At 26.3% G+C, this 13,736-nt stretch carries 18 protein-coding genes; 7 read left to right on the plus strand and 11 right to left on the minus strand.

Features of this window, described 5'->3' with window-relative positions:
- The first annotated feature begins 128 nt into the window (after positions 1–128).
- The 4 genes from LEQ07_RS07620 to LEQ07_RS07630 are packed head-to-tail and all read left to right on the plus strand — an operon-like array spanning position 129 to position 3,159.
- Positions 129–1,151, plus strand: coding sequence for a polysaccharide biosynthesis protein (locus tag LEQ07_RS07620; RefSeq protein ID WP_046822773.1), 1,023 nt, complete (start codon positions 129–131; stop codon positions 1,149–1,151).
- Positions 1,152–1,173: 22 nt separating this feature from the next.
- The gene (locus tag LEQ07_RS21005; RefSeq protein ID WP_332843000.1) at positions 1,174–1,869 is read left to right on the plus strand and encodes a UDP-N-acetyl glucosamine 2-epimerase; all 696 of its coding nucleotides are present in this window, start codon (positions 1,174–1,176) and stop codon (positions 1,867–1,869) included.
- 37 nt (positions 1,870–1,906) lie between these two features.
- Positions 1,907–2,290, plus strand: coding sequence for a UDP-N-acetylglucosamine 2-epimerase (locus LEQ07_RS21010; RefSeq protein WP_332843008.1), 384 nt, complete (start codon positions 1,907–1,909; stop codon positions 2,288–2,290).
- A gap of 11 nt (positions 2,291–2,301) precedes the next feature.
- Positions 2,302–3,159, plus strand: coding sequence for a dTDP-4-dehydrorhamnose reductase family protein (locus LEQ07_RS07630; RefSeq protein WP_046822771.1), 858 nt, complete (start codon positions 2,302–2,304; stop codon positions 3,157–3,159).
- Between the two features lie 77 nt (positions 3,160–3,236).
- On the opposite strand, the gene LEQ07_RS07635 is transcribed toward LEQ07_RS07630, so the two are convergent.
- Positions 3,237–4,436 (minus strand): MFS transporter, encoded by a 1,200-nt coding sequence (locus tag LEQ07_RS07635; RefSeq protein ID WP_046822770.1) that lies wholly within the window; start codon positions 4,434–4,436, stop codon positions 3,237–3,239.
- Between the two features lie 198 nt (positions 4,437–4,634).
- Here LEQ07_RS07635 and LEQ07_RS07640 point away from each other — a divergent pair, with 198 nt between their 5' ends.
- The 3 genes from LEQ07_RS07640 to LEQ07_RS07645 are packed head-to-tail and all read left to right on the plus strand — an operon-like array spanning position 4,635 to position 5,325.
- Positions 4,635–4,805 (plus strand): hypothetical protein, encoded by a 171-nt coding sequence (locus LEQ07_RS07640; protein ID WP_263330140.1) that lies wholly within the window; start codon positions 4,635–4,637, stop codon positions 4,803–4,805.
- 29 nt (positions 4,806–4,834) lie between these two features.
- The gene (locus LEQ07_RS22935) at positions 4,835–4,888 is read left to right on the plus strand and encodes a hypothetical protein (RefSeq protein WP_442952407.1); all 54 of its coding nucleotides are present in this window, start codon (positions 4,835–4,837) and stop codon (positions 4,886–4,888) included.
- Positions 4,885–5,325: a hypothetical protein gene (locus tag LEQ07_RS07645; protein WP_263330142.1), complete on the plus strand. Its 441-nt coding sequence runs from the start codon at positions 4,885–4,887 to the stop codon at positions 5,323–5,325. Before LEQ07_RS22935 ends, LEQ07_RS07645 begins: the two co-directional genes overlap by 4 nt.
- A 52-nt stretch (positions 5,326–5,377) precedes the next feature.
- Here LEQ07_RS07645 and LEQ07_RS07650 read toward each other — a convergent pair whose 3' ends face one another.
- The 10 genes from LEQ07_RS07650 to LEQ07_RS07690 form a co-directional block, all read right to left on the minus strand.
- Complete coding sequence (locus tag LEQ07_RS07650; RefSeq protein WP_263330143.1) at positions 5,378–5,758, minus strand: DUF3139 domain-containing protein; 381 nt, start codon at positions 5,756–5,758, stop codon at positions 5,378–5,380.
- Positions 5,759–6,083: 325 nt separating this feature from the next.
- The gene (locus LEQ07_RS07655; protein ID WP_263330145.1) at positions 6,084–6,509 is read right to left on the minus strand and encodes a hypothetical protein; all 426 of its coding nucleotides are present in this window, start codon (positions 6,507–6,509) and stop codon (positions 6,084–6,086) included.
- 141 nt (positions 6,510–6,650) lie between these two features.
- Positions 6,651–8,069: a sensor histidine kinase gene (locus tag LEQ07_RS07660; protein ID WP_263330147.1), complete on the minus strand. Its 1,419-nt coding sequence runs from the start codon at positions 8,067–8,069 to the stop codon at positions 6,651–6,653.
- Complete coding sequence (locus LEQ07_RS07665) at positions 8,063–8,776, minus strand: LytR/AlgR family response regulator transcription factor (RefSeq protein WP_046822765.1); 714 nt, start codon at positions 8,774–8,776, stop codon at positions 8,063–8,065. Before LEQ07_RS07665 ends, LEQ07_RS07660 begins: the two co-directional genes overlap by 7 nt.
- Before the next feature lie 185 nt (positions 8,777–8,961).
- Positions 8,962–9,603, minus strand: coding sequence for a hypothetical protein (locus LEQ07_RS07670; RefSeq protein WP_263330148.1), 642 nt, complete (start codon positions 9,601–9,603; stop codon positions 8,962–8,964).
- 5 nt (positions 9,604–9,608) lie between these two features.
- Complete coding sequence (locus tag LEQ07_RS07675) at positions 9,609–10,412, minus strand: hypothetical protein (protein WP_263330149.1); 804 nt, start codon at positions 10,410–10,412, stop codon at positions 9,609–9,611.
- A 3-nt stretch (positions 10,413–10,415) separates the two neighbouring features.
- Complete coding sequence (locus tag LEQ07_RS07680) at positions 10,416–10,940, minus strand: ABC transporter ATP-binding protein (RefSeq protein ID WP_334307504.1); 525 nt, start codon at positions 10,938–10,940, stop codon at positions 10,416–10,418.
- Between the two features lie 14 nt (positions 10,941–10,954).
- Positions 10,955–11,176, minus strand: a complete 222-nt coding sequence (locus LEQ07_RS22440; RefSeq protein WP_334307505.1) for an ATP-binding cassette domain-containing protein — start codon at positions 11,174–11,176, stop codon at positions 10,955–10,957.
- Positions 11,177–11,380: 204 nt separating this feature from the next.
- Positions 11,381–12,310: a carbohydrate kinase family protein gene (locus tag LEQ07_RS07685; RefSeq protein ID WP_046822762.1), complete on the minus strand. Its 930-nt coding sequence runs from the start codon at positions 12,308–12,310 to the stop codon at positions 11,381–11,383.
- A gap of 34 nt (positions 12,311–12,344) precedes the next feature.
- Positions 12,345–13,727 (minus strand): MFS transporter, encoded by a 1,383-nt coding sequence (locus LEQ07_RS07690; RefSeq protein WP_263330151.1) that lies wholly within the window; start codon positions 13,725–13,727, stop codon positions 12,345–12,347.
- Between the last annotated feature and the right edge of the window lie 9 nt (positions 13,728–13,736).

Raw genomic sequence — 13,736 nt, forward strand, 5'->3', positions numbered from 1 at the left:
TAATAAATATAGTTTATATATTTATATAATATGAGATTAAAAAAATTATGTTATTATGCACACCTCAAACTTTTTCATCATAATATTAAACATAACGACATTAAAATTCATGAAATAAGGGTGAAACTATGTTTAATAATAAGACAATTTTAGTAACTGGTGGTACTGGTTCATTTGGAAATGCTTTAATAAAAAAAATTATTAATTCAAATATAAAAGAAATAAGAGTCTTTAGTAGAGATGAAAAAAAACAAGATGATATGAGAAGATTATACAACAACGAAAAAATAAAATTTTATATTGGCGATGTAAGAGATTACGATAGTATTAATTATGCACTAAAAGGAGTTGATTATGTATTTCACGCAGCTGCTCTTAAGCAAGTTCCATCTTGCGAATTCTACCCTCTTCAAGCAGTTAAAACAAACATATTGGGAACAGAAAATGTTTTAAATGCATGTATAAGCAATGGAGTTAAAAAAGTTGTTTGTTTAAGCACTGATAAGGCTGCTTATCCTATAAATGCGATGGGCATATCAAAAGCAATGATGGAAAAAATAGCTATATCTAAATCTAGACTATTAGACCCTCATGATACATTAATTTGTATTACTAGATATGGAAATGTTATGGCATCTAGAGGTTCCGTAATACCTCTTTTCATAGAACAAATAGAAAATAAAAAAGATTTAACTATAACCGATCCAAATATGACAAGATTTATGATGAGCTTAGATGATGCAGTTGAACTTGTTTTATACGCATTTGAGCATGGTAACCAAGGTGATTTATTTATACAAAAATCACCAGCTTCAACTATAGAGTGTCTATCAAAAGCTTTAATTGAAATATTTAATGCATCCGATATAAAAATTAGAACTATAGGAACAAGACACGGTGAAAAACTATATGAAACACTAGCTACAAGGGAAGAACTTTCAAAGTCTGAGGATTGCGGTTCTTACTATAGAATATTAGCTGATAATAGAGACTTAAACTATGATAAGTATTTTATATCCGGAAAAGATCATGTCTCTTATTTAGAGGATTATAATTCTCATAACACTTATAGATTGAGCTTAGAAGAAACAAAAGATTTGTTATTAAATCTTGATTTTATAAAAAATAAACTAAATTCATTTTCTAAATAAAGCAATTGAGTGAGGTTAAATTATGATAAAAATAATGACTATAATTGGAACTAGACCCGAAATAATAAAATTAAGTAGAGTTATAAATGAACTCGATAAATATACGAATCACATAATAGTTCATTCTGGGCAAAATTATGACTATGAACTTAATGAAGTATTTTTTAAAGATTTAGAAATAAGAAAACCAAATTATTTCTTAAATTCAGCAAAAGGTAATGCTATAGAAACAATTGCTGATATTTTAGTAAAAGTTAATGAATTATTAGATATAGAAAGACCCGATGCAATTTTAATATATGGAGATACAAATACATGCCTATCTGTAATTGCTGCTAAAAAGAAAAAGATACCCATATTTCATATGGAAGCAGGAAATAGATGTTTTGACTTAAGAGTCCCCGAAGAAATAAATAGAAAGATTGTAGACCATTTAAGTGATATTAATTTTACACTAACAGAACATGCAAGAAAATATCTAGAGGCCGAGGGAATACGACCAGAAACTATAATCAAATCTGGCTCTAGTATGAAAGAGGTATTTAAATATAATATGGATAAAATTAATCGGTCTTCCATATTAAAATCCCTATCCTTAAATCCAAAAGATTACTTCGTCGTTAGTGCCCATAGGGAAGAAAACTTAGATTTAAACAATAATTTTGCACAGCTTCTTACTTCATTAAATAAAATAGCAAACCATTATGATAAAAAATAATCTTTTCTACACATCCTAGAACTCAAAAATAGATCTTATAGAAAATCTAGAACTCGATCAAAGAATAATTTTGTTAAAACCATTAGGTTTCTTTGACTATATAAATTTACAATTAAATGCATATTGTACTTTATCTGATAGCGGTACCATAACTGAAGAGTCCTCTATACTAGGATTTCCTGCAATAACTATAAGAAACTCCCACGAAAGACCTGAAGGTATGGATGAAGGCACCTTAATAATGAGTGGCTTAGATTACGATACAATACAAAACTCAATAGATATTGTAGTTGGTCAGTCTAGTGATAACTGTATGAATATAGTAAAAGATTATGATACTGAAAATGTTTCAAAAAAAATTGTACGATGTATCGTAAGTTACATCGATTATATAAATAGAAATGTTTGGAATAAACACTAAGGAGGGTTTATATGCAAAAAGTATTAATATTTGGTGCCACGGGAATGGCAGGACATATGGTTTCAATGTATCTATCTAAAATTAAAGAAAAATACACTGTATATAATGTTTGTCATAATTCCAAACTAAATGAAAATAGCATACTATGTGATATAAACGACATTAATAAAATAAATAGTATAATTGATTATGTAAATCCAGACGTAATTATTAACTGCATAGGTGTATTAAATAAATCCGCTGAACTAGATATTAAAAACACTATATATGTAAATACATTTTTCCCAAAACTACTAGATAGAATAGGAGAAATGAAAAATATAAAAATATTACATTTAAGTACAGATTGTGTATTTAATGGCTCTAAGGGAAACTATTCAGAAGAATCTTTTAAAGATGAAGACGGTATTTATGGATTAAGCAAAAACTTTGGAGAAATATATGGTAAGAATTCACTTACAATTAGAACTTCTATTATAGGTCCTGAATTAAAAAACGGAAGTGGGTTATTTAACTGGTTTATGCATCAAGAAGGAATTATAAAAGGTTTTACTAATGTGTATTGGAATGGAATTACAACATTAGAACTTGCAAAGGTTATAGATAAAGCATTGGATTTAAATATACAAGGTATTTACAACATAGCTAACGAGACTAAGATCTCTAAATACAATTTACTAAATTTAATGAAAAGTGAATTCAAAAAAGATAATATTGAAATAGAAAAATTTGAAGAAATTCATTGTGATAAAAGCTTAATTTCAGTAAAAAAAGATTTTAACTACAAAGTAAATCCATATGAAGTTATGTTAAAAGATATGCATATTTGGATGGAAGAAAATAAAAGTTTATACAAGTTATATTTTTAAATTATTTATACCCAATGAGTTTTGTATTATATTAAACTCATTGGGTATAAATTGTAATAACTTTAAAAACTCTGTAATTATATACACGCTTTTTTATGTAGTCCTAGATAAACTATAGAAACTATAATTGAAACAAAAAGTAGTCCAAAGAATAAAAAAGATTTGTTTATTTCATATATATACGCTGATATTATAGGTCCAAATGCATATCCACATGACTCTGCTGCTCCTACAAATCCAAATACAATCCCTTTAATTCTTGGCTTATCTCCGAATTCGGATAATGAGCTTTGTAATGATGCATTTAAAAAAGTTGCACCTAAAAAATACACTATAATAATTACAGTAAAAATAGGTATACTTCTTGTTAGCGCCAGTCCTAATAAGCTTATATTCATAACAGCAAATGATAAGAACAATTGCCTTTTATTTCCTATCTTATCACTTACCCAACCCGCAATAGGCGCACCTACTCCAAATACAATTAGATATATAGATATTATTGCAGATGTATATGATGTTGTTGCTCCTAACACATCTCTTCCATAAAAGTGAAAAAGTGCAACAACACAACCATATATAAAATCTCCTAAAAATGCAATAGTACCTAAAACTAATATCTTATATCCCAGTTTAAATTTCCTTATTTCTGAAAATATATTATTTGATTTGCATGATCTACTTGCTCTTGTTTTACAATGATTACTATTCCTTTTTATTTTTAATTTTACATATATTAATGATAGTAATATTATTATAGATGATGTATAAAATGATAAATTATAGTCTCCTGCCTTTGAAACTATAAATCCTCCTATAGCTGCTCCAATTCCTCCACCAAAGGTAAACACTGCTGAAGCTAGCCCTGTACTTTCTCCTCTTTTTTTGAGATCTAGAGATCTTGATAATATTGAAAATGTAGCTGGTGCAGCCATACCTAATATAGCCCCCTGAATTATATATATCCATCCAGATATCAATTGAGATTTATTTAACGTATATGAAAAAGGTATAAATACCATTAGTAAAATAGCTAGCATTAAAACTAATTTATCACCTATAAAATCAGATATAACTCCAAAAGGTATTTGAACTATTGCTTTGCTAACTCCGTATAAAGAAAGTATTGTTCCTATCATTACAGTGGTTACTCCTATTGAGTTTAGATACAATGGTATTATAGGAATCATAACACTATAACCTATCCCAAAAATTAACCTATAAGTACAAAATGTCCTTAGTTCTTTTTTTGTAAATAGAACACTACTCTTTAGCATTTAAATCATTCTCCTAGAATTTAATTTTCTTTACACTTTATTATATTCCTGCATATAAAATCTATTCACATAGTGCGTTCTTTAGAGAATTTATTTAATAACTATACATATTTCTTCAGTAACTTTACAATATATAACTTCATATAATAATATTAATTATTTATTTTTTAAATTTTATTAATAAAGGTATGGTGTAAAATGTTTAATGATATTTCAATTATAATTCCATATAAAGAAAGTACCCCCGAAAGATCTAAAATTTTTGAATTTGTTATTAATAGATATAAATCTTTAATGCCTGATGCTGAAATATGTATTGGTTGTAATGAAGGTGTATTTAATCAGGCTAAATCGTTAATGATGCAATAAAAAAATCTACTAGAAAGTATCTACTTTTCATGGACAGCGATGTAATAATAAATCCCGATACTGTTACTAAATGTATTGAATGATAGAAATTTATGATGTAGTTTTTACACATGATTTATTAATAAGACTTACGCCTGAATTTTCTAAACATATAATGGATAATAATATCTTAATTCTCAATCAACGCTTAGAAAATTTCGCAGGTCAATATTTCCATTATCCTTTAAACTCTATTTGTATGATAAAAAAAGAGTTATTAAATAAAACAGGTTGCTTTGATGATAGATTTGAAGGTTGGGGCTATACTGACACAGCTTTTAGAGAAGTTTTATTAGCTGCTACTCCTAATGTAACCACTTTAAAATTCCATACTATATACCATCTTCATCATAATTACGATTCTAATTTTAAAAATGATACACATTTAAATAATAATTTTAAAATTTTCGAAGAAAATTACACGCCTTCTAAAATTTCTGAAACTATAAAATATTTAGCAGATAAATATAAAAATTCATAAATTTTTTATAAAAAGCTCTATTAAATTTAATAGAGCTTTTTTAATTACTTTATTATTTATCTAAATAAATTGGAGGATATTTTACATTTTTAAGTTCCTTAACATCCGTCAGTTCATGACCATCACTTAAATCATATACTTGTAAAAAAACATGATTTACATACAAGGCATAATAATTATCACCATAAAAATACTGATATTCATATTGAGAATCATCTTTGTAAGATACCTTATAAAGGATACCTTCATAACTTGCCTTCTTTGCCTTTTCTTTCGTAATTTTACTTATATCATCTTTTGAAACCCCCTGCGCTTCCATATATTTATTAATGTGTTTTTCTGCTTCATTCCAAGGCTTAAAGTTATTATTATATATGTAAAACCCTGTTAACCCTATAATTGATAATAAAAAAATAGCCATATATTTTTTCATATAGACCTCCTTGTTTTAATAAAAGTTCCCTTATTTAAATTCAATATAGTGAACTTTAAATGTGTTATAAGTTTTCTAATATACTACGACTTTGAGATATCAAAGTCATAGTTACATCTCAATTGTAAAGTTTTAATGTATTTTCCAGATTTATTAACTTTAACAACTTGAACAGGTATAACATCCTTATAGGGAAGTTCTACAAGACGCTCTTCTTCATTAAATGTTTTTTCAACTTTATCAAAGAATTCTTTCTCTGTTAATTTAGTATTAGTTAACGACTTAAATACGTTGTATATAGCTTTAATATATTTATCATTTTTATCTAATCTCTTATTTCAGGATATTCTTTAACCCAAAAAATATCTATTATAGACTTTCCTTTTTTATAGTCTTCATACATAGAGTAATATAGACTTTGAATAGATTTTGTAGGATGTTTTTCAAAACCTCCTAGCGATAATACGAAACTACCATCTGGGTTAGAATCAGCGATACTAAGTCCACTATCTATTATAGATTTTGATATCTTTTTAGATAAATCTTGTTTAACTTCATATAATCCATCTCGGGTGTTAGTTTTTCTTGAATAAGTTTCAAAAAGTTTAATAGTTTCGTCTGCTTTAGTTTTTTGAGTTTTAACTTCAATTGAGTTTTTTGATGAATTATCTGAATGTGTACATCCTACCATTAAAACTACGCTTAAACTTGCAACTAATATCATAGATAATATAAATTTTTTTGCTTTCATACAATATCTTCCTCCATTATATTTTTACTTCTCAAATAGTTATTAATCATAAACTCCTTAAACATAAAAAAGGACGCTATCTTCTGTTAAAAGATAACATCCTCTTTTTTGAGCATCAATATATATGACCCAACTAGTAGGTTAATCGACCCAACTGTCAGTATTTTGATTTAGTGGTATGTATATATTTATCATAAATTTATTTTTTTCATCTTCAAATAATATTTCTCCATTGTATTTTTCTAAAGATGATTTAACGCTTTGAATTCCAATTCCATGCATGAATTTATCTATTTTATCAGTTAATAATATATTTTTATAAATTTTAACACTATTAACTTTACTATTTTCACATTTAATTATAAAAAATGATTTTATTACAGTTCCTTTAATTCTAATATACTTATCAATCTTTGCATCACTTATTTTATCACATGCTTCTATTGCATTATCTAAAATGTTATCAAATATACTAGATACATCTATCGGTTTTATAAAGTCAACTTTTGAAAAGTTTATATCACAAGTAAAGTTAATGTCTTTATTTGTACATACTTTACTTTTTTCATTTATTATAATATCAAGTATCATATTACCTGTATTATAAATACATTTAAAATCTTTAATTTCATCTTTTAAATTATTAATATACTCATCAACTTCTGAGCTATTATTTTTAAGATTATCTATACAACAAATATGATTATTTATATCGTGATAAAGCTTTTTAACCTTTACATGGGACTCTTGAATGCTCAAATAATATTTATATTGCATATCTAATTTATTTTGCATTAGCTCATTCTGAGCTTTTAATTTATTTTCTTTTATAGTTCTTCTAAATATTATTATTATAATTATGCTACTAGCTATTACTAATTTTGGAATCACCAATTGATCAAAATAAGGCCATTCATCTTGCAGTACCGGTACTGACATCTTCCATTCAAACAACAGCTTACTTAGAGCATAATAATTTCCTATAGGATAAACTCCCATTGTGTATCTTCCAACTATATTAATAATATTAGCCATTAATGCAATAAGTAAATATATATAATTTCTTTTTTCACTATTAAATAAATTTAACTTCTTGTTAATAAACATAAGTATCGCAAAGGTAAATATTATGAATATATACGAACATATTTGAACTTTGATCCCATCACCATAAGATACTAAAAGTGCTTGTTCAGATGATATAGAACTTCCAGTAAATCCAATGAATAATATTCTATATACAACTGCTTCGTATAAATCGTAATATACATTAAATAAATAAAATAAAACTACATATTTAACATATCTTACATTATAAAAGTAATTAAAATATATCCCCCAAATAATAAATACTATAGCATCAATTAAATAATTTATACTAATAGTGTATTTTTTAAATCCATTTATTATAGATATGATATAAATTAATGATACTAAAATATAAAATACAATTTTTTGATTTTTATTTCCTTCTTTTTTATAAGTTATTAATGCTTTAAATATAACAAATTGTATAAGTATTGATAACCCTAATATTATGTAAGATGTAAATTTTAACATATGGAATCACCAAGAAATTTTAAGAATTTAGTCTTTATATCTTTATATCTATACCTGCTAACAGCCACTTCTTCTCCACTTTCCAATATTGCAATATTTGACTTTATATTTTCTACATAACTTAGATTAACTATGAAGCTTTTATGACATCTTACAAATGTGTCTATGTTTAAGTCTTTTTCTACTTTTTCTAAACTGTATTTTACTTGGAAATTTTTGTTTATAGTATGTATTAGCATGTCCTTTTTTTGGACTTCTATATAAGTTATTTCATTTGAGTTAATCTTATATGTATTAGACTTATTCTTTATTATTATATAATTATGTTTACTTAATTTGATTTCTTTAATACATGTTAATAAATGTTTCTTTAACTCTTCGAAATTTATAGGTTTTAATAAGTATCTGTAAGCTTTTACCTCATACCCGTCTTGTACATAATCTATTAAAGAGGTTATAAATATTATCTCCATTTTATTTCCATATTCTCTAATTTTCCTTGCAACATCCATCCCATTAATATTGTCCATTTTTATATCTAAAAGTAGTATATCTACATCTTTTAAATTAGCTTCTAATAGTTCTTCTCCAGAGCAATATTTGCTTAATTCATATTCTATATTTTCTTCATCTAATATATTCTTAATGTAGTTTTCTATTAAAAGTCTCATCTCTATTTCATCTTCACAAATTGTTATTTTAATTATAATCCCCCCTTAAAATTTTATCTATTAAGTATTTTACCTCATATTAAAAGTTTTTTTAAACAAAATTAAGTCTACTATAAAAATAACGATTAGATACATACTTACTGCTAATGACCCTATAAACGAAATAAGTAAATGAATACCTCCCATAATAAGTATTAAAAACATCATTAAGTAATTCTCTACTATTCCATCATTTTTTTAAGAACATTAATTGGTCGAGAAAAAGGCATACCTTTATCGATTGTTTTAAATGTGATTATTATGATAAATACTGCAACTAAAAATGTAATTATTATATGTGGTATTATACTAAATTTATAAAAATATACAAAAACTATAGATTGAATTAAATAAAGTGGAAGTATTAAATTAATCAAACAAGCTTTAACAGATGCCTTATGTACATTCATTTTATTTTTTATATTTACTGTTTTATATATGTATGATGCTTTATAGTTTTTAGAATATTTTATAACTATCATTATGTTGGGAATTATCATTAAAGAAAAATATAAAAACATATACATATATGAACTTATATATTTTTCGTTCTTATCAAAGATCATATATATAGGATATACACAGTAAAGTCCAATGGTTGGATAGACTTTATTCTTAAAATCCCTATCATTTTTCATTATATTAGAAATAAAGTTAAAAAATATTCTCTCTTCTTTATCTTTACATATAACTTTGCTTAGTGTCATTGTAACATTATACTTTTTTATATTTTTACTATAGCTTTCATCACTAAGCTTTTGAAGTTTATTCTCAAATACTGGTGTAAATTTTATGTATATTAAAATTGATATTATAGGTATCACAAAAGCTAAAAAGAAAGTATCCCCAATGTTCTATTTATATTTCCTGTTGTTATTATTTCAAATGGAGCTGCAAACCAAAAAGGTGGTAAAATATAGCTTACTACCCCTAAGTCAACATTATTGAATATATTCATGCTTTGCGATATATTAATTACAAATATATATGCAATACTAAATACCATTGTAACTATAATCTGTATAATGCTAATTACATCTTTAAGCTTTTCTCCCTTGAATAGTTTTAATATAAATAAATAAACTAGTCCAGATAGAATTATCATAAAAATATCTATAAGTAATATTTCTATTAAAAATACCAAAGAAAAAATTAAACCATACTTTATTGATGCAATTATTGCAAATCCACTTAATGACATACTTATACTTATCATATATATTAAAATATGAGTTATTTTAGATGCATTTAATGTTTTTAGACTTATACCTTTTGTAGATAATATCCCTTTATCTTTTATATCTAGTATTACAGATGAAAAGTCTGATATAAATGTTGTAATCATAAAAAACATAAACATAGAAAAGTATAAAGCCATAGCTGTGAATATATTTTGACTATTTATTATAATAATCATCATACATAATCCAATAATTGCATATACTATTTGCATTATTTTATATTGATTTGAAGATTCTCCATATTGATTATTATTTAACAAATTAGATATTTTCCTGGAATCCATAGTTAACTTTGTACTTAGTATTAGTCTCATATCCTCATAATCAACTCCTAATTTTTCATATAAAAATCTAAATTTATCAAGTATCTTTAGCGAAATAAAATTTTGCATATCCTACACCTCTTTTAATATAGATATAAATTTTTCGGCAAGTTCTTTATGTTCACTAAAGCCTGTAAGTTGATTAAATATTTGTTCTAGAGATTCTTCATGTACACGTTCTTTTAAGTCATTAAAGTTACCATCTGCAACTATTTCTCCATTATTTAATAGCACTATTCTGTCACTTATTTTTTCTACAACTTCCATAATATGTGATGAGTAAAAAATTGTCTTACCTTCTTTTTTCAAGCTTATCATAATTTCTTTTATTATCATTACACTATTTGCATCTAAACCACTTAGCGGTTCATCTAAAAATAGTATATCTGGATTGTGTATTAAGCTTGAGATTATAACTACCTTTTGTTTCATCCCTTTTGAAAAAGATCCAATTCGTGAGTTATATGCATCTTGTATTCCTAAGACATCCATCAGTTCATAAGCTTTTTTATCTGCAGTATCGTATTCTAACCCATAAAGCTGGCCTATAAATGTTAAGTACTCTCTCGCAGTTAAACATTCATACACTTCTGCCATCTCTGGTACATAACCTATCCTTTTTTATATTTTTCATCTCCAGTTGATATGTCTTCTCCAAAAACCTCAACTACACCTGTATAACCCTCAACTAGTCCTAAAATTATTTTGACAGTTGTACTTTTCCCAGCTCCATTTGGACCTATATATCCTACGATACTCCCCTTGTCTATCTCTAAATCTATACCTTTAAAACTTCTTTCCCTTCGAAGTTTATTTTCAAATTTTTTATAAATATCGCCTTATCCATAACTGCTCCCCTTAGTACTTTTTATTTTACATATTTTTCCAAATTATACCATATAGATTATTTTCATTCAAATTTCAAAATTGTTTCTTTTTAAATCGTTATTTCAATTGGTAATTGAGATCGCTCATATTAAAAAGAGATATTAGACTATATTTCTAATACCTCTTAATCAACTTTATAATATATATTACTACAAATAACTCTTTACTTCATCCCAAGTAGGTATAGACTCCAAAGCCCCTAACTTAGTTGTAGTAATACCACCAACTAAATTAGCATATTTCACAATTTCTTCAATATTTTTACTTGGTTCATTTAGTGTTTGAGCTAAAACAGCTCCAATAAATGCATCTCCTGCGCCTGTAGCATCTTTCATTTCTAGTTGTTTTGTTTTTATCAATACTTTCTTTTCTTTAGTTACCAGCATAGACCCCTCTTTCCCTAAGGTAATAACAAGATTCTTACATCCCAAATTTATGAGATAATCAGCAGCTCCTTCAATATTGTCTTTATTACTAATTAAATAAGCTTCTTCTTCACTTAATTTAACTATATCACTACCTTTGATAAAATCTTTGCAACAATTTATAAACATCTCTTTGTCATTTTTAAATAAGCTATCTCTATAGTTGGCATCAAAAGATATTAATTTATTATTATTTAAAGCATACTCTTTTAATTTATAATAAGTATTTTTTAGTTCTCCCTCTAAAAACGCTGTTGCACTTCCAAAATGGAATAAATCAAATTTGTCCAAATCACTTTTTATCATTTCAAAAGATAAAAATTCATCTGCACCTCTTGCAAATTCAAAGTCTCTATCTCCATCTTCCTTTAATGATACGAATGCAAAAGTAGTATTCTTGTCCTTTAATTTAAACATTAAATTCGTATTTATGTTATTTTTATTAAAAGTATTTTCTAAAAACATACCAAAAGCATCATCTCCAACAGTTCCACAAAAATAAGCTTGAGCACCTAATTTTGATATTGCTGCTGCAACATTGGCAGGAGCTCCACCTGCTTTTTTTATAAAACCTGAAGTATCAATTAAGTTTTTACCTGTATCTATAGATATAAAATCTATAAGTGCTTCTCCTATACAAATTACTTTTTTCATTTTCTATCTCCTTTAACATTTAATTCCTAGCTTCTCATCTATTTTTAAGATCTTCAACTATATCGTTATACGTAGATTTATTTAACTTATATGCTAACAATACAATACCTGTAATAACCCACATTACACCTGGTATAGTTGTAAATGAATGTTTCATAATTGCTAGTACTACTTTATTTTGCGGTTGATTTGCAACATATCCAAAGGCACCTAGTGATAAAGCTAATACAGACGTACCTAAAGCCATACCTATTTTATTGCCTAGCGAAATAAATGCATATTGAAAACCATCATTTCTTATACCTGTTTTCCACTCACCATACTCAACACAATCTGGAATAATCGCATATATAGCAGTATTGAATCCTGAAAAGAAAAATTGAGCTAACCCCGATAATATGTAAAATATTATTGGTGATGTGCCTATGCTAAATTTATAAAGAATTATCATAGATATACCTGTGCAAATTGCAAAAATTGATGCCGCTCTACCCTTATTTTTTGTCCATTTAAATAATAAAGGAAAACATGCTGCCCCTATTATAGATGGAATCATAATAACTAGTGAATATGTGCTAAAGAATTTAACGTTACCTTCAACATAAGTAAAATAATACAATGCATTTGCATTTCTTCCATATAGCGTTAATCCAAATAATAATTGACCAATAAATGCTAATATGTAAGGTTTATTTTGTAGAATTGCCTTAAGCTCAACTTTTAGAGATAGTTTTTGTTTTTGAGGACCCTCTACCACTTCTTTAGTTTTTGCAAAGCAGAATATATGACATAAGGCAAATATAATTCCATAGACTATAGCAACTAATAAATAACCTTTTTGAGCATTTCCATTACCTAAATTATCTATCAATGGTACTGTAATAATATTTATAATGCTTATAGCTATCATGGCACTAACTGAACGTGATGTATTTATCTTAGCTCTTTCTTCTATATCTTGAGTCATAGCTCCACATAATGTACCATAGGGAATATTAACACAAGTGTATCCCAATACAAGAATGCAATAAGTTATTACCATATAAACTATCTTTGAGGTATCGCTCCAATCAGGATGTCCCCAAAATGTTAATACTAATACAATTGATGTTAAAGGTGCTGCAATTAATAACCATGGACGATATCTGCCCCATCTTGTATTTGTTCTATCACTCAAACTCCCAATAATAGGATCATTTACAGCATCCCAAAATCTTGAAAATAGCATAAGCATAGATACAGCTGCCATACTTATCCCAAACACATCAGTATAAAAAATCATTAAAAAGTTTCCTACAAACATCCAGCTAAAATTACAACCTACATCTCCCATACCATAAGCAATTTTACTTATTAAAGGTACTTTTCCACTTGTACTTTTATTCTTATTTACATCTGATATTGTGTTTTCAATCATGTTATCTCC

The organism is Paraclostridium sp. AKS73, from assembly GCF_025671395.1.
GTDB classification, from domain to species: Bacteria; Bacillota; Clostridia; order Peptostreptococcales; family Peptostreptococcaceae; genus Paraclostridium; species Paraclostridium benzoelyticum.